Origin of the sequence: Brevundimonas sp. NPDC058933 (assembly GCF_049315965.1) — a bacterium.
In the GTDB taxonomy this organism is placed as follows: Bacteria; Pseudomonadota; Alphaproteobacteria; order Caulobacterales; family Caulobacteraceae; genus Brevundimonas.
The window spans coordinates 263467-282657 of the sequence record NZ_JBMOSL010000001.1; the positions used below are offsets into that span (position 1 = coordinate 263467).

The window sequence follows — 19191 nt, forward strand, 5'->3', positions numbered from 1 at the left end:
CCGCCTCTGGAAGCGGGGGCGAGCAGGATGGCGCAATCACAGACGGACGTCGTCATTCTCGGCGGCGGCCACAACGGGTTGGTCTGCGCCTTCTATCTGGCGCGGGCCGGGCTGAAGGTGACGGTGCTGGAGCGGCGCGGCGTCGTCGGCGGGGCGGCGGTGACGGAGGAGTTTCATCCCGGTTTCCGCAACTCGACCGCCAGCTACACCGTCAGCCTGCTGAACCCGCACGTCATCGCTGACATGGAACTGCCTCGCCATGGACTGCGGGTGGTCGAACGGCGGGCGGCCAACTTCCTGCCCTTCGACGACGGGCGCTACCTGCTGACCGGCGAGGGGCGGACCCAGGCCGAGGTCGCCAAGTTCTCGACCCGCGACGCTGCGCGCTTGCCTGAATATGAGGCGCGCCTGGAGACGATCGCCGCCATCCTGCGCGATCTGACCCTGACCACCCCGCCCAACGTGGTCGAGGGCGGCTGGCTGGCGGCCCTGCCGGAAATGCTGAAGGCGGCGTCGCTGGGGCGGCGGGTGTCGCGGCTCGGTCTGGCCGGGCAGCGCGACCTGCTGGACCTTTTCGCCAAGTCGGCGGGCGATTGGCTGGACGGCTGGTTCGAGAGCGATCCGATCAAGGCCCTGTTCGGCTTCGACAGCGTCGTCGGCAACTACGCCAGCCCCTACACGCCCGGCTCGGCCTATGTCCTGCTGCACCACGTCTTTGGCGAGGTGAACGGCAAGAAGGGCGCCTGGGGCCACGCCATCGGCGGCATGGGGGCCATCACCCAGGCCATGGCCGCGGCCTGCGTTGCGCAGGGCGTCGACATCCGGCTGGACGCGCCCGTCGTCGAGGTCATGATCGAGAAGGGCAGGGCGGTCGGGGCCGTGACCGAGGCGGGCGACGCGATCCGTGCTCGCGCCGTGGTCTCCAACCTGCATCCGCGCCTGTTGTTCGACCGGCTGGTCGATCCGGCCGTGGTTCCGGCCGACTTCACGGAGCGGATGAGCCGCTACGCCTCGGGCTCTGGCACCTTCCGCATGAACGTCGCCCTGTCCGAGCTGCCGCGCTTTACCGCCCTGCGGGGGACGGGCGACCACCTGACGGCGGGCATCATCATCGCCCCGACCCTGGCCTATATGGACCGCGCCCATGCAGAGGCGCGTCTGAACGGCTGGTCGTCAAACCCCATCGTCGAGATGCTGATCCCCTCGACCCTGGACGACAGCCTGGCGTCGCCGGGGCAGCACGTCGCCAGCCTGTTCTGTCAGCATGTGTCGCCGGATCTGGCGGACGAACACCGCGACACGGTGGCCGACCTTATGATTGAAACAGTTGAGGCCCATGCGCCGGGTTTCAAGGCCTCGATCGTCGGGCGGCTGGCGCTGGGGCCTCGCGATCTGGAGCGGCGCTTCGGTATGATCGGCGGCGACATCTTCCACGGGCGACTGACGCTGGATCAGCTGTTCAGCGCACGGCCGGTGCTGGGCCACGCAGATCACAGAATGCCGGTTCCGGGGCTCTACCTGTGCGGTTCGGGCGCCCATCCCGGGGGCGGTGTGACGGGCGCGCCGGGTCACAATGCGGCGCGCGCCGTTCTCAAGGATATCAGGCTAGGCTGATGTTCATCGCCTTCATCAGGGCGTCGCGAATGGCGCCTTCGGTGAAGGGCTTCTGGATTGTAGGATGGCCCCGCCAATGTTCCGGGAGGCCCGCTTCGCCATAGCCGGTGGAAAAAACGAAGGGCACGCCGCGCGCCTTCAGGGCGTCGGCCACGGGAAAGACCTCGCGGCCCGCGACGTTGACATCAAGCAGGGCGGCGTCGAGCACGGCCTCGGTTGTGGCGGACTTCAGGCCGTCGTCGATGTTGGAATCCGGCCCGATTACTTCGCAGCCCATGTCGTCGAGGATGGTTTCCAGCAGCATGGCGACCAGGGATTCGTCCTCGATGATCAGTACGCGACGGCCCTGCAAAGCTTTGGTCATGCGGCTTCCTTGTTCAGCGGAATGGTGATCTCGGCGATGAAGCCGTCGTCGCGGTAATGCATCTGGACCGTGCCCGCCAGATCGTGTCGGACATTGCGCTCAATCAAACGACTGCCGAACCCGCGACGTTCCGGCTGGGACACCGATGGTCCGCCTGTTTCACGCCAGCGGATGGCGAGACGAGGATCGTTGAGATCCGCGATCGACCAGTCGACCAGAACACGACCGTCGCCTGCGGACAGCGCACCATACTTGGCCGCGTTGGTCGCCAGTTCATGGAAGATCATGCCAAGGGATACAGCCATGGCCGGGTCCAGCGATATGTTCGGCCCATTCAGGGTCAGGCGATGCAGGCCGTGGGCGGTCGTCTCATGCTCCAGCACCTCGCGCAGGTCCGCACCTTCCCAATGGCTCCGGGTCAGCAGGTCGTGGGTGTGCGAAAGCGAAAGTATGCGCGACTGGAAGGTTTCGGCGAAGGTGCGCGGGTCGTCATGCGAGCGGGCGGTCTGCATGGCTATCGACTGCACGGTGGCCAAGGTGTTCTTAACCCGGTGATTCAGCTCGTCGATCATCAGTTTCTGACGTTCGGCGGCAATGACGCTTTCGGTGACGTCATGACCCTGGACAAAGACGCCAATGATTTCAGCGGCGTCATTGCGGATCGGTTGATAGGTGAAGTCGAGGTAACGGGTCGCCAGCAGGGCATTCGGCGTTTGCTGAATCTGCACCTGGCTCTGTCGGCCCTGAAAGGGTTCTCCGGTCGCCAGGACCTCGTCAAGGAAGTCGTAAAAGCCTTGTCCCGCAAGCTCCGGCAAAGCCTCGCGGATCGGTCTTCCCAGCACGTCGCGATGGCCGATCAACTGTCCGTAGGCCCCGTTGTGCATCTGGATCACGTGCTCTGGACCATTCAGCACGGCGACGAAGCCCGGCGTCTGCATGAACATGTCCTGCAGTTGTCGGCGCTCGATCTCCAGTCGGCGGTTGTCGGCCTGGACGCTCATGGCGCGCCTGAACATGCCGCCGCCTATCAGGCTATCGAGCGCCGAAGGCATCTCTTGGGGCCTGAGCTTGCCTACCTGTCGGCGCAGCCGCTCCAACTCGGTGATGTCATTGGTGTTTTGCAGGATATGGGTCACCCGCCCCGAAGCGTCCTTGACCGGCGTGTGGGTGCAACTCCAGTAACGGTCGTCGTAGGTCTTTGTACCGTCCGGTTGGTCGATCAAGATCGGGTAGTGAAGCACCGCCATGCTGTCCGACTGTCCGGTTGAAAGCACCTTCTGGAATGAAGCAAGCAGTCGGCGGGCGTTCTCGGCGGCGCCGGCCCCAGGCCCGCCACCGTACTCCTGCATTATGGGGCGACCCAGAAGATCCTCGCGGCGGCGTCGCGTCACTTCAAGATAGGCTTGGTTCATCCCCGCATAGCGGAGTTCGGTGTCCAGAAGCATGTAGGGATTGGGCGATGCGTCGAACGCTGCGACCAGATCGATTGTATTCCCGAGTGTTCTCAACCTAGCCCCCGTTCTCGCCCAGCCTAACGCGAGCCAGAGCGAAAGGGTGCGTGCTCTGGCGGCGAAAAGTCCGAATGTTCAAGCGGAGGCCAGACGCGTCCGGCGGCGATTCCGATCGTCATGCCTAGGCGCTGGTGCGCAGGGTGTCGGCCAGGGCCCAATACATGGGCTTGGGGCTGTAGGCGTCGTCGTAGGGCAGGCCTCTGTTGACGCCTCTGGCGGCGCGGACGCGAGCGTCGACCTGCTCGGTCAGCCACGAGAACTTGTCGGTGAGGCCCCAGGTCACCACGCCGCGGACCTCGGGGAAGGCGAGCATGACGTCCAGATAGCGGCGCGTTTCATCGGCGACCTTCTGGTCGCGAGCGAGGGTTGGAGCGCTGGCTTCCGTTTCCTTGACGTCGAGTTCGGTCACAGTGATGTCCAGGCCAAGGTCGATCAGGGCCTTGGTCATTTCCTGCAAGCCGACCCTGTCGATCGGTCCCTTGGACAGGTCAAGGTGGGCTTGCACCCCGACGCCGTCCAGCGGCACGTGCGCCGCCCGCAGACGTCGCATCAAGGCCACGAAGGCCTGACGCCGCGCCTTGTCGACGGGGTTGGCGTACTCGAAGCCGTAGTCGTTGATAACCAGATGCGCTTGTGGCGCATGCGCTCGCGCTTCCTCCATCGCTCGCTCGATGTAGGTGGCCCCGAAGGCCCGGAAAAAGGTGTTGCGCCGCAGGGTATGTGCGCCTGCTACCGTGTCGATCGGCTCGTTGATCACGTCCCATTCGTCGATGCGAGGCGCGTAACGACCGAGCACCCGGGAGAAATGCTCCGCCATCAATCGCCAGTCGCGATGCGCGAGCATTTCGCGCTTGGCCCAGTCGGGCGTGCTCTGGTCCCAGAGCAGGGTGTGGCCGCGCACGCGCAGGCCGTTCTCGTCGGAAAAGGCCAGAAGATCGTCGACGGGCGCGAAGTTAAACTGCCCTTTGCGCCACTCGAGTGAATTCCATTTCAAATGGATTTCGGGCGTCAGCACTTCGCAGTCGCGCAGGATGGCGGCGCGAAGAGCCTTGTCCTGGCGCAAGTGATCTGCGCGAGCGGCCGCCCCGTAGTATCGACCGCCGCTACGTGCGGCCTGAGACAGGGAGGGAGACGGCGGCGTCGACGGATGGCGGGTGCGTGCGCCTTCGCCTTCAGCCCAGGCTCCGTGCGGCGCAACGGTCAGCACGGGCGCCAGCGCCAGACTGGTCATTACAGAACGTCGCGACGGAAGCGTCAGCATACCACGCCTAGCCTTCTCAGGGAGGGAGAAGAGTGAGCGGAGTTCTTAAGATGCCCGGATATAACGTCGGGTTAACGATTGCCGCGGGTATCTCGAGCGCGGCTACAATCTTCTCGCTTCAGCAGGCGAGCATGCGGACCATTATAGAATGGTCCGCCGACAATGTCCCGCGCGGAAACGAACTGTTCTCGAGGCTAGAAGCTGCGATAGAAGCCCACGCGAACGTAGCCGTCCGATCCGCGATCATCCCCGTCGCTGAGGCCTGCTGAAATCTGGAATTCCGCCCGGTCGCCGATCTTGAAACCGACAACAGGCCCAATGTGATAGGCGCTGTAGTTGGAGTCTCCGTCGGCGGCGACTTCGAGTCCTGCTCGGACGCGGTCAGAGCTTCCGACAGTATGCGTCAGGCTGACGAGCGCATCATAGTCATCGAGGCGGAAGCCGTACGACCCGTACCAATCGACCCGCCAGGGGCCGCTGACGTGGCCACCGTCCAGGCTGACGATCATCTCGCCCTGTCCGCCGTCGCGACGGTTGCCGGGGTCGGCCGGACTGAGGTCGGTGTCGACATAGCGATAGCCCGCGCCCACGCTGCCCCAGGTGGCCCCTGACCCGAAGCGATAGACCAGTTCCGCCTGACCGCCGGTGAAATCGGCGTCGATCGTGGTCGCTCCGCTCTCGTATTCGTAGCCGCCCGTATAGATAGAGCCGCGTACGGCCCAGCCCTTGCCGTCAACGGAACCCGGCAATCCGACGGCAGCGCCGGCATAGGCGGAATCTGCGACATCCAGTTTGCCGCCGGCGAAGATGGTCACGTCGCTTTGCGCCGCCGCGGTTTCACTCCAACTCGCTGCGCCCAGGGCAGCCAAGGCTGCGGCGACGGCCGATTTCGATGCGAGGCGACGCGGTTGGACGGTCATGAACTTTCCCTAACGATAGTATCGATGCGTCGTATTGCTTTCGACGCAGAGGAAGGCGCTTCAAATACGCTGCATCACTTTGGTTAATAGTTTCAGACGACCAATTTTCCTCGCGAGAGTTCGGCCAGACATTCAGCGCTCCGGTCGACGGGACGCTTGGTGCGCCCCACCCAGGCGATCAGTTCCTCCATTCCCGTCACCATGTCGCGTTCGGGTTTGAAGCCATAGGCGCGCTCAATCTTCGAGATGTCGCCGAAACAGTGACGAATGTCTCCGACGCGGAAGCGATTCAGAACTTCCGGAGCGATATTCTTGCCCAGCAGCCGCGCCAGGACGCCGGCGATCTCGTTCACCGAAATCGGGGCGCCGCTGCCGACGTTGAAAACGTCCCAGGTCTCGCGCTGGCTGTCGAGGACAGTGGCGAAGGCGCGCGCCACGTCCTTGACGTGGACAAAGTCACGCATCTGACGGCCGTCCTCGAACACCAGGGGCGGCTGGTCGTTCAGCAGGCGGGCGATAAAGATCGCGGCGACGCCGGTGTAGGGATTGCTCAGCGCCTGGCGCGAGCCATAGGCGTTGAACAGGCGCAGGGCGACGGTTGGAATTTGCAAGGCTCTGCCGACCGAGAGAAACATCTCTTCGTGGTCGCGCTTGTTTACGGCGTAGATGGAGTTGGGTTGCAGCAGCTTTTCCTCCGTTGTGGGGACGGGCTCCAACTCCTCGCCGTCGATCATAACCTCCCACTGGCGGGCTTCGAGTTGCTCGTGCGGCCGTACATCCGCTGTCACGCGTGCATGGGTGGACGGGCGGATGTAGTCGCCTTCGCCATAGATCGACATGGACGACGCTACGGCGATCCGCTCCACCCTGTGCGGCTTCTGCGACAGCGTCTCCAGCATGACGGCCGCCGTCATGACGTTGTTGCGCGTGTAGTCGACGATGTTGGTCATGCTCTGCCCGACGCCGACCGAGGCGGCGAGGTGGGCCAGGTGCGTCACCCCTTCCAGCGCGGCTTCGAATACGCCCTCGTCCAGAAGGTCGCCCTTGATGCGACGGGCGTCGGGGGCGAGGTAGGTCGGCCAGCCGTCCGAACCCATCTCGCCGTCACCGTGCACCTGGGGCGAAAGGCTGTCGAGCACGCTCACCCGGTAGCCGCGCGCCAGCATGGCGTCCGCCAGATGCGAGCCGATGAAGCCTGCTCCGCCAGTGATCAGGATATGCTTGTCCATGATCTTGTCCGCCTAGTGATGGTGAGGAAGCACGCCGAACTGGTCCAGCTTTGACCGCACGAGCGTATTGTTGGCGTCGATCTTTTCGGTGCGCTGCCAGACCTGACCGCTGTCCTTCAGGTACATGACGAAACCCAGGGTGAGCGGGATGATCCAGACGCACCACCAGACCATCACGAAGACGGGGTTGACCATCAGCATGTAGATGACGCGGTCGGTTGTCCGTTCCAGAACCAGGCCAGTTCGCGTCCATGTCCGCATGTAGAGGCCGACCATCATGAGGGTGAAGGCGGCGATGTTGAACACGCCCAACGCCACCAGCCACGTCGGCAGGAAGCCGTCTCCTACGAAGGACCGCCCCACCGCCCAGATGCCCAGCGGGATGCCGAGCGTGTTCACCCACAGCGACATGCAGGGCAGAAAGTTGGTCCAGGCCCGCATACGCTCGCCGAAGGTGAAATCCATCTCCTTCAAAGGCGTGCCGAGGCTCTGGAAGAAGCCGGCCACCCAGCGTTTTCGCTGCGTGATGCCTTCGCTGAAGGTTTCGGGAACCTCCTCGATCAGGGAGCTGTCGATGATGCCCAGGGTCTTGCCGTTCTTCCAGAAGCGTTCGCCCACCTCCGGATCCTCGATCGTGATCCACGGATGGAAGCCGCCGAGCGTGATCAGGTCATCGACCTTGAAGAAGAGACCCTTGCCCAGCACCCAGAAAGGTTGCCTGGGGTCTGACAGGTGGCCGTACTTGGCGCCGTCCCAGGTCATGTGGTCGAAGGCGTGGAGGGCGGCGGCCAGGCTGGCCTTCAGGTTGCCGGCGACATTGCGGGCCTGGAGCACGTCGTATTTCTGCAGCCCGATAGCGGCCGCCTTGAAGTGGTCGGCGGGCGGGCAGCTGTCGGCGTCGATATAGTCAATCGTGAGATTGGTCTTGTCGCGATGCGTCTCGGCTACCTGATAGAGGGCGTATATCAACTGGCGGGTCTTCTTGGGCGGGAGGTCCTTGACGCCGGCGCGCTTGCCGCTGTGCCACCAGTAGGCCTTGGGATTGGCGTCCCACGCGTTCCACACGATGTCCCACCGTGAATCTGTCGTCGGGGGGATCTCCATGACTTCGACGAAGGGAAACTTCGCTCTCAACCGTTCCAGGCTGGCCACTGTGTCACGATCATCGGCGTTGGGAATGGCGACAACCCGATAGCGACTTGTCGGGTAGTCGAGCTTGGCCAGGGCTGTGAACGTCGTCTCCATCGTGCGCTCGAGCTCGCGCAGGACCGGGTAGAGCAGGATGATAAAGGGCATCTCCGCCTCCGTAGCCGGAAGCGGGTCGTCCATGTCCACGGTGTTGACGCGCAAGGAGCGGAAATAGAGTTCAATCAGAAAGCATGCGAGATAGAGCAGTTGTGATATGGTGAACAGCCATATCAAAATTGTCGTACTGCCATAATTTTGCATCGAAAGGCCCGCCCAGGATTTTCGTGTTGAACTGATGTCGTCTCAGTCGCGTCGATATTATCTCTCAAGATTGCACTTGCTTCACGAGGCCATGGCGCTGGTAGCGCTTCGGCCGCTGTTGCTCATTTCTTCCATGAAGTAGGAGATTGTCTTGGCAAGGCCGTCTTGCAGAGGGACCTGCGGCGACCAATTCAGGCGCGCCAGCGCGCTGGAAATGTCGGGCTTGCGGCGGCGAGGATCATCTACCGGAAGGGGATGGTGGACGATCTGGGATCTTGATCCGGCCATGGCGAGAATTTGAGCGGCCAGTTGATTGACGGTGGTTTCGTTCGGATTGCCGATATTGATGGGGCCGTCGATGCCGGACTCCGCGTTCATCAGTCGAACGAAACCCTCGATCAGATCATCGACGAAGCAGAACGAGCGGGTCTGCTCGCCGCTACCGTAGATGGTGATGTCTTCGCCCAGGAGGGCCTGGACGATGAAGTTGGAGACCACGCGTCCATCATCAGGATGCATGCGGGGACCGTAGGTGTTGAAGATACGCACGATCCGCGTCGTCAGCCCGTGCTGCGCGCCGAAGTCCGTCACCAGGGTCTCGGCGAACCGCTTGCCTTCATCGTAGCAGGATCGGGGCCCGACGGTGTTGACGTTGCCCCTATAACTCTCGGTCTGGGGGTGAACCTCAGGGTCGCCATAGATCTCAGATGTCGATGCCTGGAAGAAACGCGCCTTGTCATCGGCGGCTCTTTTCAGGAGATTCAAGGTCCCTAGAGAGCATGTCAGGGCCGTCTTGACGCGATCATATTGATAGTGAACCGGCGATGCTGGACACGCCAGATTATATATTTGATCGAGCGATGGAATATCTGGCGGAAAGGTGTCGTTGATATCGTGTTGAATGAGCGTGAAGCGACCTGACAGGCTGAGGTGATCGACATTCTGGGGTCTTCCGGTGTGGAAGTTGTCGATGCAGAATACCGAGTGACCGCCTTCGATCAATTTGGTGCAGAGATGAGACCCGAGAAAACCGGCTCCTCCAGCGACTGCAATTACAGCTGCCGCGGGTTCGGCATAGTTTTCATGACGATTGTAGAAATGACGATTTTCAACCATCTCTTACGACCTCAAGTGATCAACAATTTCTAATTCGTTTCTTTACGGGTGACGACTTCATTCATCTGGAACGCGAATCTTGGACCAGCGTAAGCGGGACGTTAAGAACCTGTTAACCAAGATGGCGAAATTGAGTTCCGCTCAATTCTGACGTAAATGCGGCGAAGCTTCGCTGCGCGCATTATTGTCGACAGCGCGTATGGCCTGTTCAGGCTCAGCGAGAGCCTGAAACCGTTAGAGGCAGGGGGTGTTGTCGGGCGCGTAGGTCCCGTTTCAAACCACGGGTGAGGACTCTGTCAGCAGAGCCAACAGCGCGAAGCTGGCCAGCCAGTGTTCCCCCATATAGTCGCCCGTGACATGAGGCAGGGCGCTATCAAGATGGATCGCTGCTGCTGTCCCGCCCACCCCGCGGCGCGCGTCGTCAGCCGGCAATCCCGCAATAATCTCGCGCCAGCACCAGCCGCGGCTCAGGTTCAGGCCGTCCAGGTGGGCGATCTTGCCGTCGGTTCGATCGCTGACGCGGGCCGGGGACAGCAGCGTTGCCGGACGCCCCTCGCCGAGATTTGGCAGGAAGGTGTCGAACCAGGCCCAAAAGTCGGAGGCGGGCAGGACGCGTCGCATCAGCGCCGCCTCCATCAGGGCCGGCGACAGGAACTCGTCCTGCGACGGCTCCCAGGCCTGACAGTCGCGGTCTCCGGCGTGCCACCGCAGGGCCGCTGCGCGACAGGCGGCCGCCAGATCGGCGTCGTGCGTGTCGGCGTAGTCCAGCGTCAGCCGCAGGGCGAAGGCGGTGTTGTAATGGGTCCCCGTCCGCACCGGATAATCGGCCAGCGGCAGGAAGGCCTTGAACCGCTCGGCGAAGACGTGAGTCAGCGGTCTCAAGGTCTCGGCCCAGCGGCGGCCTTCGTCTGTGTCGTGGCGTTCCAGTTCGGCGGCCAGCATCAGCAGCCAGGCCCAGCCGTAGGGGCGCTCGAACCCGCGACTTTCGGGGCGCGCCAGATAGGCGGCTTCGCCCGCGACATTTTCGGCCGTGAACAGGCTGTCGGCCTGGGCGCGGATCTGCGCCGTCTCGGCCATGTCGGGATACAGGCGATAGAGGGTGAACAGGGTCCACCAGCCGTGGACGCAGGAATGCCAGTCAAAGCTGCCGAAGAAGATCGGATGCATGTCGCGCGGCGTGCGGGCGTCCTGCGGCCCGGTCAGCACGTGCATCACGTGGTTGGGGTATTCGCGCGTCACGTGGCCCAGCGCCGTGGCGGCGAAGCGCGAGGCGAGGGTGATGTCGATCTGGGTCATGTCAGAACCTGAAGGCCAGGAAATACATCAGCAGCATATTGGCCACGAGCATGATGGCCGCGGTGGGGATCTGGGCGCGGATGACCCCGTTCAAAGGCGAGTTGCGGTCGGGCAACTCCAGCAGGTTGGCGGGCACCACATTGAAGTTGGCCGCCATGGGCGTCATCAGCGTCCCGCAAAAGCCGGCCAGCATGCCGATGGCGCAGACGATGGCGGGATCGCCGCCGAACTGGTGCACCACAATGGGCAGGCCGATGGCGGCGGTCATGACGGGGAAGGCCGCGAAAGCGTTGCCCATGATGACGGTGAACAGGGCCATGCCCGCGCAATAGGCGAAGACGGCGAGGAAGGCCGAGGTCATGGGAATAACCCGCGCAATCAGATCCCCGACCACCTGACCCACGTCGGCGGCCAGAAACACCGCGCCCAGCGAGGCCAGCATCTGCGGCAGCAAGGCGGCCCAGCCGATGGAGTCCATCAGGCGCCGTCCCTCCTGCACCGGGGCCATCACCGGCGGGCGGAACCAGACCATGGCGGCGACCAGGGCGACGACGCAGCCCAGTCCCAGCGAGATCAGGGTCGTCTGCACCGGCGAGATCAGCCAGGCCCCGGCGGGCGTATGCTTGGCCAGCAATGTGCCGCCGACGGCCACCAGAGGCACCATCAGGGCGGGGACGAACAGAGCGTTCTTCCAGCGGGCGGCGCTGGCCTGACGCTGCTCGAAGGTCGTGGTGGCGGGCTTGCCGACGCCCAGCTTTCCACTGGCGCCGATGACGACAAGGGCGATGACCAGCAGACCGTTGCCCAATCCGCCCAGCCAACTGCCGAACAGCATCGACAGGGCGATCAGCCCCCAGAACAGGGCGCTGCGGAACCGCGTCGGGTTCAGGGGGTCGCGCAGGCTTAGGATGGAGAAGGCCGCAAACATCAGGCCGGTGGCGATATAGGCGTGTTCCAGCGTGATCATCGGCCGGCTTCCGCGTCTTCGGCGACATCCGGCACGGCCATGTCCTTCTTCACCTGTCGGTCGAACATCAGCAACCGCGCGCCGTGGACCAGGAAGGCGACGATGGCGGTGGGGATGGCCCACAGCGAGACGTGCAGGGCTTCGACCCGGATGCCGGCCTGTTCCAGGAAGCCGACGATCAGGACGATGGAGCCGATGGCGATGAAGATGTCCTCGCCGAAGAAGAGCCCGATGTTGTCGGTGCCGGCCGCCATGCCGCGGATGCGGAAGCGGGATTTGTCAGTCAGGGCACCGTGCTGGGTCTCGGCCGCGCCTTCGGCCATGGGGGCGATCAGGGGACGCACCATCTGTGGGTGGCCGCCCAGCGAGGTCAGGCCCAGGGCAGACGTCGCCTGACGCACCAGCAGATAGATCAGCATCAGCCGCCCGGCCGTCGCCGCCTTGACCTTGGTCACCAGATCTCGCGCCCGCTCTTGCAGACCGGCCCGCTCCAGCAGGCCGATGACCGGCAGCACCAGCCAGGTGATGTGGAAGTAGCGGTTGTCGTTAAAGGCCTGACCAAAGCGCGCAATCGTGTCGATCCCGGCCATCATCAAGCCCCGAGCGTCCACGCCCGGCCCGACCGCCGCCAGCACTCCGGTCGCGATGGCCGCGACCAGAATGACGACCAGTGGATTGATCCGGGCGACAAAGCCCGCAACCACGATCAAGATCCCCAGAAGCACCAGCATGGTTCGTCCTCCCCGAACGAAGGGTTGCGCCGTTCGGTCGGCTCAGGAAGCGTCTTTTGCGCCAAAACCGCCGCCGCCGGGCGTTTCGATGACGAAGACGTCGCCCACCTGCATGGCGACCTCGGCGGTGGCGGCCAGAGGTTCGACCGCGCCGCTGGCTCGTTCGACCCGGTTCACCCCGACGGCACCCGGCTCGCCGCCCTCGACGCCAAAGGGCGGCACGCGGCGGTGGTTGGACAGGATGGCGGCGGTCATCGGCTCCAGGAACCGAACGCGCCGTACCGTCCCGTCGCCGCCATGCCAGCGCCCGGCGCCGCCCGAGCCGCGCCGGATCGAGAACTCCTCGAGCAGGACGGGGAAGCGGGTCTCCAGCACCTCGGGATCGGTCAGGCGGCTGTTGGTCATGTGGGTCTGGACCGCGCTGGTCCCGTCGAAACCCGGCCCGGCGCCCGAGCCCCCGGCGATGGTCTCGTAATACTGACGCGCCTCGTCGCCGAAGGTGAAGTTGTTCATCGTCCCCTGGCTGGAGGCCATGACGCCCAGCGCGCCGTACAGCGTGTCCACCACGGCCTGACTGGTCTCGACGTTGCCGGCGACGACGGCGGCCGGATAGCGCGGGTTCAGCATCGACCCTTCCGGCACGATCAGGTCGATGGGCTTCAGGCAGCCCTCGTTCAACGGAATGGCGTCGTCCACCAGGGTGCGAAAGACATAGAGGGTGGCCGCCCGTGCGATCGACAGCGGGGCGTTGAAATTGGTCGGCAACTGGTCGCTGGTCCCGGTGAAGTCCACGACCGCGCTGCGGTTCGCGACATCCACGTCGATGCGGACGCGGATGACGGCGCCGTCGTCCATCTCATAGGCGAAGGCCCCGGGTTTCAGTGCAGCGATGGCGCGGCGTACGGCTTCCTCGGCGTTGTCCTGGACGTGGCCCATATAGGCAGAGACGACGGTGCGGCCGAACTCGCCGGTCATGCGGAGCAGTTCGTCGGCGCCGCGCGTGCAGGCCGCGACCTGGGCTTTAAGGTCGGCCAGGTTCTGGTCGACATTGCGCGACGGCCAGGGACCCGAGGCGAACAGAGCCCGCGTCTCGGCCTCGCAAAGCTGGCCGGCGTCCACCAGCAGGAAGTCGTCGATCAGCACCCCTTCGTCGTCCACCGTGCGCGACGAGGCGGGCATGGAGCCCGGCGTGATCCCGCCCACGTCGGCATGGTGGCCGCGCGCCGCGACGAAGAAGGCGGGCGCGTCGTCGGCGTCCAGGAACACCGGCATGATGACAGTGATGTCGGGCAGATGGGTGCCGCCGTTGTAGGGGGCGTTCAGCATATAGACGTCGCCCGGCTTCATGCCGCGCCCGTCTACGCCCGCGCCGCGCGAGGCGATGACGGTGCGAATGCTCTCGCCCATCGAGCCCAGGTGCACCGGAATGTGCGGCGCGTTGGCGATCAGGGCGCCGCCCGCGTCGAAGACGGCGCAGGAGAAGTCCAGACGCTCCTTGATGTTCACCGAATAGGCGGTGGCGCGCAGGGCCTCGCCCATCTGTTCGGCGCAGGCCATGAAGCGGCTGTTGAACACCTCCAGCATGATGGGGTCGACGTCGGTGCCAATGGCGGTGCGGGCGGGCAGGGCGACGAGCCGCTCCAGCAGCAGGTTGGCCGCCGCATCGACCGAGGCGCGCCAGCCGGGCTCGACCACGGTGGTGCCGGTGTCCTCCAGCAGGACAGCCGGGCCGTCCACGGCGACGCCCGGCGTCAGGGCGTCGCGGCGATAGACGGGCGTGTCATGGTTCTCGCCTGCCATGCGGACGGTCAATTGCGCGACCGCGGTCAATTCGGCGGCGCTGGCCCCGAGCGGCGTCGACGGCGCCTGAACCGAGCGGCCGACGGCCTCGACCTCCAGCGTCTCGACGATCAGAGCCTTGCCCTGTGCGAAGAAACCGAAGCGACGGCGGTGCAGGGCCTCGAACGCCTCGGCCATGGCGTCGGCGGGACCGAAGGGGACGGTCAGAGGCGTGTCCGATCCGGCGAACTTGACCTCGGCGCGCGCGAGGGTCGAGACGGCCTCGGCGGCGAAGCCTTGCGCCTCCAGATCGGCCCGCGCCGCCTGGGCCAGTTCTGCCATGCGGTCGGCCAGGCCCGCGTCCTGATCGCTCGTCGCCGGCGCCGCCACGGTCGTCTGGCGGATGGCGCGCACCTCGGCCAGACCCATGCCGTAGGCCGACAGCACGCCGGCGAAGGGATGAAGCAGCACCCTGGTCATGCCCAGGGCGTCCGCCACCAGACAGGCGTGCTGCCCGCCCGCCCCGCCGAAGCAGTTCAGCACATAGCGGGTGACGTCATAACCGCGCTGGATCGAGATCGACCGGATCGCCTCGGCCATGTTCTGCACGGCGATGGTAACAAAGCCCTCGGCCAGGGCTCCCGGGGTCGTGGCGCGGCCTGTGGCTGCGGTGACCTCGGCGGCCATCTCCTCGAACCTGGAGCGTACGGCGTCCGCGTCCAGCGGCTGATCGGCCTTAGGGCCGAAGACGGCGGGGAAGAAGTCGGGGCTCAGCTTGCCCAGCATGACGTTGCAGTCCGTCACCGTCAGCGGCCCGCCGCGACGATAGGCGGCCGGTCCCGGCACAGCCCCGGCGGACTCTGGCCCGACCCGCAACCGTCCGCCGTCAAACCGGCAGATGGAGCCGCCGCCCGCCGCCACCGTATGAATGCTCAACATGGGCGCCCGCAACCGCACCCCGGCGACCACGGCGTCGGAAGTCCGCTCATAATCTCCAGCAAAATGAGACACATCGGTCGAGGTGCCGCCCATGTCGAAGCCGATGACGCGGTCGAACCCGGCGGCTTTCGCCGTCTCGGCCATGGCGACCACGCCGCCCGCTGGTCCCGACAGGATGGCGTCCTTGCCCCTAAAGGCGCCGGCCGCCGTCAGCCCGCCCGACGACTGCATGAACTGCAAAGGCGTCGCCTCGCCCAGGTCCGCACCAACCCGATCGACATAGGCGCGCAGGATGGGCGACAGATAGGCGTCCGCCACCGTGGTGTCGCCTCGCCCGATCAGCTTGATCAGGGCTCCGACCTCATGACTGACCGAGACCTGTTCGAAGCCGACCTCGCGCGCGATCTGGGCCAGCCGCGTCTCATGGGCGGTGAAACGCCAGCCGTGGACCAGGACGATGGCGACGGCCCGCAAGCCCGAGGCATAGGCCGCCGTCAGATCGGCCCGCGCCCTGTCCTCGTCCAGCGGCCGATCCAGCGCGCCGTCGGCGGTCACCCGCTCGTCGATCTCGATTACGCGGTCATAGAGCTGATCGTTCAGCACGATGTGGCGAACGAACAGTTCAGGTCGGGCCTGCCAGCCGATCCTCAGTGCGTCGCCAAAGCCGGCGGTGATGGCCAGCAGGGTCGGCTCGCCCTTGCGTTCCAGCAGGGCGTTGGTCGCCACCGTGGTGCCCATCCGCACCTCGTCCACCAGCCCTGCCGCCAGCGGACCAGGCGGGGCCTTCAGGATGCGGCGAATGCCCTCGACGGCGGCGTCGGCGTACTGCTCGGGATTGACCGACAGCAGCTTGCCGGTCTGCAAGCCCCCGTCCGGCGCGCGGGCGACGATGTCGGTGAAGGTGCCGCCACGATCAATCCAGAAACGCCACGCGGTCATGATCGTCTGTCCTGTCGATTGAAGGCGGCGGTCAGGCGGCCTGAACGCCGCCGAGGGCGACGGCCGCGCCGTGAACCATCGGCTCGAACACATGTTCCGCCAGATGCCGGACCACCGGCGCCGCCACCCCGTCGCCGGTCAGGTGATAGGCGTCGCTGTATTGCCGGGGCAGGACATAGCTGTCCTTCAGCCCCATCAGCCGGGCCGTCTCGCGCGCCGAGATAAGACGCGAACGGATGCGGCGACCCTCGACCACCAGGATGACCTGACGGCTGGACCCGCCCGAAGGCGTGCGCAGGCAGCCGGCGACGTCGTCAAAGCGGACTTCGGCGCGCTGAACCTTGGCGCCGGTGTCGTCCACGCGGGTGCGGCGATAGACGCCGCCGACCATGCGTCGTCCGGCGCGCTTGGCGGCTTCGACCTTGGCCAGATGGACCGGCGACATCATGTCGAGCAGCTTTTTCGTCTCAAGCGGCGTGTGCCAGGCGACGCTGGTCGGGCGCTCCTCGATGATGTCGGCGAAGACGGCGATGCGTCGCTCCGGCGTCGGCACGTTCCACCACAGCAGATTGTCGCGCACATCATCAGGCAGGTTGCCGACCGCGCGGCGCAGGGCGCGGGTGTGGAAGGGCTCGATAGGTTCCGGCGACAGCAGCTCGGGTGCGACCTCGACCTCGGCGTGGACGCCGATGACGAACAGGCGCGGGCGCGACTGCGGCACGAACAGGTCGGCGTTGATGACCAGGGCGCCGTAGCGATAGCCCGCCTCGGCGAAGGTGCGGCAGATGGCCTCGAAGTCCTTGCCGCCATGCGAGGTCAGGGCGCCGCAGACGTTCTCGACCGTCACCATGCGGGGCGCGCGGCCCTCTGCGATCAGGCCGTGGATCAGCTTCCAGAAGGAATAGAAGGTGCCGGACCGCTCGCCGTCCAGGCCCGCGCCGACGCCCGCCAGCGACAGGTCCTGACAAGGGAAGGAGCCCCAGATCAGATCCGCGGTCCCCGGCAGTTGCGCGGCCTCCAGCGCGCGAATATCGCCGACCGTCAGCTCGCCTCCCGTTCCCCAGTTGGCCTGATAGGAAAAGCCCTTCTTCGCGTCAAAATCATTGGCGAACAGGCAGGTCCAGTCCGGCCCCAGACCTGCACGAACCATGCCGCCGCCGGCGAAGAACTCATAGAAGCTGGGGGCGGAAGGGGACGAATCGCGCATCCCGGCACTGTGACCCAGGCGGGCCGCCATTTCCACGCTCGCTCTTGACGCCAGCGGGCAGGGGGCTACGAACCCCGGCCCTCTCCCCGCAGGTTTTCCCATGACGTCCGCGACGCCCGCCACCATCGGCATCGACTTCGGCACGACCAATACGGTGGTGTCGCTGACCCACGGCGACGGCCCGGCGACCCTGGTGCGGTTCCAGGCGGAGGAGAAGGACCTGTTCGCCTTCCGCTCGGCGCTGAGCTTCCAACTGCATGAGGCCCGCGACGGCGGCTCGCCCGAGCGGGTCATCGAGGCCGGGCCCTGGGCCATCGACGCCTATGTCGAGGACCCGCTGGACACCCGTTTCATCCAGTCGTTCAAGACCTTCGCCGCCAGCGCCGCCTTCACCGAGACGCGGATTGATAACCGCCGCTATCGCTTCGAGGACCTGCTGTCGGCCTTCCTGCTGCGGCTGAAGCATCATGCGGACGGGGCGATGAATGACCTGCCGCCGCGCATCATCGTCGGGCGGCCTGTGACGTTTGCGGGGGGCAATCCGAACGAGGCCCTGGCGCTGGAACGCTATGAGGCGGCCTTCGCCCGTCTGGGGTTCACCGACATCCGTTATGCCTATGAGCCGGTCGGCGCGGCCTTCTTCTTTGCGCGCGAGCTGAAACAGGACGCCAATGTCCTGGTCGCCGACTTCGGCGGCGGCACCAGCGACTTCTCCATCGTGCGGTTCGAACGAGCCGACGGCGCGCTGAAGGCGACGCCGCTGGCGCGCTCGGGCGTGGGCGTGGCGGGCGACGCCTTCGACTATCGGATCATCGACCAACTGGTCTCGCCGGAACTGGGCAAGGGCAGCCTGTACCGCGCCTTCGACAACCGCTTGCCGATCCCGCAACGCTACTACAGCGCCTTCGCCCGCTGGGATCAACTGGCCTTGCTGCGGGCGTCGAAGGATATGCGCGACATTCGCGGTCTGGCCTCGACGGCGTTGGAGCCGGAGAAGATCGAACGCCTGATCGAGGTGCTGGACGACAACCACGGCTACGCCATGTACCGCGCCGTCTCGGGCCTGAAAGAAGCCCTGTCGCGGGACGAAGAGGCGGTCTTCTCCTTCATCGCCGGATCGGTGCGGATCGAAAAGCCGGTCAGGCGGGCCGACTTCGAAGGCTGGATCGCGCCGGAACTGCAGGCGATGGAGGCGGCGGTCGATGAGGCTATGGCCCAGTCGGGCCTGGACGGCGCACAGATCGACCGCGTCTTCCTGACTGGCGGCACCTCCTTCGTGCCGGCCGTGCGCGACATCTTCATCCGCCGCTTCGGCGCCGACCGCATCGAGACCGGCGGCGAGTTCGAATCCATCGCCTCGGGCCTGGCCCTGATCGGGCGTGAGGCTGATCTGGACCTGTGGAGCCAGAAGGCGGCTTAATCCCGGTCGGGCGCGCCCAAGGGGAAGTAGCCGCGATAGGGCCGGGCCTCGTCCACGGCCCGCGTCATCGACGGTCGGGCCAGCAGCCGGGCGCGATAGGCTTTCGGCGTCTTGAAGCGCGCATCGATGGGGTGCGACCAGTCGGCGTAGAACAGCGCAGGCGCGGCGGCGCAGTCAACCAGGGTGAAGCCGTCGTCGGTGGCCCATTCCCGACCCGCCAGCCGTTGGTCCAGCCAGGCGTAGAACGTGGCCAGCATCCGTTTCGCCTCAGCCACGCCGTAAGGATCGCGGTGGTCGTCGGGCCGCAGGGCGTCGGCCACGCGATCCCAGATTTCAGCCCGCTGGGCCGCCGAGTAATAGATCCGCCGCCGCTGCTTCATCGCCCACGCTCCATCTCCGAAGAAAAGCTAGCGTGTTGCGGTCACTGGTTGAGCCCACCCCTGATAACG

At 65.4% G+C, this 19191-nt stretch carries 15 protein-coding genes; 2 read left to right on the forward strand and 13 right to left on the reverse strand.

Annotated elements, in window-relative coordinates; genetic code table 11:
• Window positions 1-27: 27 nt before the first annotated feature.
• Window positions 28-1614: a phytoene desaturase family protein gene (locus tag ACOZBP_RS01230; RefSeq protein WP_422674641.1), complete on the forward strand. Its 1587-nt coding sequence runs from the start codon at window positions 28-30 to the stop codon at window positions 1612-1614.
• Here ACOZBP_RS01230 and ACOZBP_RS01235 read toward each other — a convergent pair.
• From ACOZBP_RS01235 to ACOZBP_RS01290, 12 genes are all read right to left on the reverse strand, one after another.
• The gene (locus tag ACOZBP_RS01235; protein ID WP_422674642.1) at window positions 1601-1978 is read right to left on the reverse strand and encodes a response regulator; all 378 of its coding nucleotides are present in this window, start codon (window positions 1976-1978) and stop codon (window positions 1601-1603) included. The genes ACOZBP_RS01230 and ACOZBP_RS01235 overlap by 14 nt on opposite strands.
• Complete coding sequence (locus tag ACOZBP_RS01240) at window positions 1975-3486, reverse strand: sensor histidine kinase (protein WP_422674643.1); 1512 nt, start codon at window positions 3484-3486, stop codon at window positions 1975-1977. The genes ACOZBP_RS01235 and ACOZBP_RS01240 overlap by 4 nt, the downstream gene beginning before the upstream one ends.
• A gap of 124 nt (window positions 3487-3610) precedes the next feature.
• On the reverse strand, window positions 3611-4720 hold the full coding sequence (locus tag ACOZBP_RS01245) for an endo-1,4-beta-xylanase (RefSeq protein WP_422674644.1): 1110 nt from the start codon (window positions 4718-4720) through the stop codon (window positions 3611-3613).
• Window positions 4721-4944: 224 nt separating this feature from the next.
• Window positions 4945-5670 carry a cellulose biosynthesis protein BcsS gene (gene bcsS, locus ACOZBP_RS01250; protein ID WP_422674645.1) on the reverse strand — a complete coding sequence of 242 codons (726 nt, stop codon included), beginning with the start codon at window positions 5668-5670 and terminating at the stop codon, window positions 4945-4947.
• 92 nt (window positions 5671-5762) lie between these two features.
• The gene (locus ACOZBP_RS01255) at window positions 5763-6899 is read right to left on the reverse strand and encodes an NAD-dependent epimerase/dehydratase family protein (RefSeq protein ID WP_422674646.1); all 1137 of its coding nucleotides are present in this window, start codon (window positions 6897-6899) and stop codon (window positions 5763-5765) included.
• A gap of 12 nt (window positions 6900-6911) precedes the next feature.
• Window positions 6912-8195: a glycosyltransferase family 2 protein gene (locus ACOZBP_RS01260; RefSeq protein ID WP_422674647.1), complete on the reverse strand. Its 1284-nt coding sequence runs from the start codon at window positions 8193-8195 to the stop codon at window positions 6912-6914.
• Between the two features lie 234 nt (window positions 8196-8429).
• On the reverse strand, window positions 8430-9464 hold the full coding sequence (locus tag ACOZBP_RS01265) for a UDP-glucuronic acid decarboxylase family protein (RefSeq protein WP_422674648.1): 1035 nt from the start codon (window positions 9462-9464) through the stop codon (window positions 8430-8432).
• 273 nt (window positions 9465-9737) lie between these two features.
• A complete protein-coding gene (locus ACOZBP_RS01270; RefSeq protein WP_422674649.1) occupies window positions 9738-10760 on the reverse strand; it encodes a DUF2891 domain-containing protein in 1023 nt (340 codons plus the stop codon).
• A 1-nt stretch (window position 10761) separates the two neighbouring features.
• The gene (locus tag ACOZBP_RS01275; RefSeq protein WP_422674650.1) at window positions 10762-11727 is read right to left on the reverse strand and encodes a DUF979 domain-containing protein; all 966 of its coding nucleotides are present in this window, start codon (window positions 11725-11727) and stop codon (window positions 10762-10764) included.
• Complete coding sequence (locus ACOZBP_RS01280) at window positions 11724-12458, reverse strand: DUF969 domain-containing protein (protein WP_422674651.1); 735 nt, start codon at window positions 12456-12458, stop codon at window positions 11724-11726. The genes ACOZBP_RS01275 and ACOZBP_RS01280 overlap by 4 nt, the downstream gene beginning before the upstream one ends.
• Window positions 12459-12500: 42 nt before the next feature.
• The gene (locus ACOZBP_RS01285) at window positions 12501-16115 is read right to left on the reverse strand and encodes a hydantoinase B/oxoprolinase family protein (RefSeq protein ID WP_422674652.1); all 3615 of its coding nucleotides are present in this window, start codon (window positions 16113-16115) and stop codon (window positions 12501-12503) included.
• 31 nt (window positions 16116-16146) lie between these two features.
• Entirely contained in the window at window positions 16147-17322 is a 1176-nt protein-coding gene (locus tag ACOZBP_RS01290; RefSeq protein ID WP_422674653.1) for a DNA cytosine methyltransferase, read from the reverse strand.
• Between the two features lie 100 nt (window positions 17323-17422).
• Between ACOZBP_RS01290 and ACOZBP_RS01295 the strand changes: the two genes are divergently transcribed.
• Window positions 17423-18742, forward strand: a complete 1320-nt coding sequence (locus ACOZBP_RS01295) for an Hsp70 family protein (RefSeq protein ID WP_422674654.1) — start codon at window positions 17423-17425, stop codon at window positions 18740-18742.
• On the opposite strand, the gene ACOZBP_RS01300 is transcribed toward ACOZBP_RS01295, so the two are convergent.
• Window positions 18739-19122: a glutathione S-transferase family protein gene (locus ACOZBP_RS01300; RefSeq protein ID WP_422674655.1), complete on the reverse strand. Its 384-nt coding sequence runs from the start codon at window positions 19120-19122 to the stop codon at window positions 18739-18741. The two genes, ACOZBP_RS01295 and ACOZBP_RS01300, sit on opposite strands and share 4 nt — an antisense overlap.
• Window positions 19123-19191: the final 69 nt, after the last annotated feature.

Coding starts and splice junctions, on each gene's coding strand:
- ACOZBP_RS01230 (WP_422674641.1), top strand. CDS start 28: ATGGCGCAATCACAGACGGACGTCGTCATTCTCGGCGGCGGCCACAAC.
- ACOZBP_RS01235 (WP_422674642.1), bottom strand. CDS start 1,978: ATGACCAAAGCTTTGCAGGGCCGTCGCGTACTGATCATCGAGGACGAA.
- ACOZBP_RS01245 (WP_422674644.1), bottom strand. CDS start 4,720: ATGACCAGTCTGGCGCTGGCGCCCGTGCTGACCGTTGCGCCGCACGGA.
- bcsS (WP_422674645.1), bottom strand. CDS start 5,670: ATGACCGTCCAACCGCGTCGCCTCGCATCGAAATCGGCCGTCGCCGCA.
- ACOZBP_RS01255 (WP_422674646.1), bottom strand. CDS start 6,899: ATGGACAAGCATATCCTGATCACTGGCGGAGCAGGCTTCATCGGCTCG.
- ACOZBP_RS01260 (WP_422674647.1), bottom strand. CDS start 8,195: ATGCCCTTTATCATCCTGCTCTACCCGGTCCTGCGCGAGCTCGAGCGC.
- ACOZBP_RS01265 (WP_422674648.1), bottom strand. CDS start 9,464: ATGGTTGAAAATCGTCATTTCTACAATCGTCATGAAAACTATGCCGAA.
- ACOZBP_RS01270 (WP_422674649.1), bottom strand. CDS start 10,760: ATGACCCAGATCGACATCACCCTCGCCTCGCGCTTCGCCGCCACGGCG.
- ACOZBP_RS01275 (WP_422674650.1), bottom strand. CDS start 11,727: ATGATCACGCTGGAACACGCCTATATCGCCACCGGCCTGATGTTTGCG.
- ACOZBP_RS01280 (WP_422674651.1), bottom strand. CDS start 12,458: ATGCTGGTGCTTCTGGGGATCTTGATCGTGGTTGCGGGCTTTGTCGCC.
- ACOZBP_RS01285 (WP_422674652.1), bottom strand. CDS start 16,115: ATGACCGCGTGGCGTTTCTGGATTGATCGTGGCGGCACCTTCACCGAC.
- ACOZBP_RS01290 (WP_422674653.1), bottom strand. CDS start 17,322: ATGCGCGATTCGTCCCCTTCCGCCCCCAGCTTCTATGAGTTCTTCGCC.
- ACOZBP_RS01295 (WP_422674654.1), top strand. CDS start 17,423: ATGACGTCCGCGACGCCCGCCACCATCGGCATCGACTTCGGCACGACC.
- ACOZBP_RS01300 (WP_422674655.1), bottom strand. CDS start 19,122: ATGAAGCAGCGGCGGCGGATCTATTACTCGGCGGCCCAGCGGGCTGAA.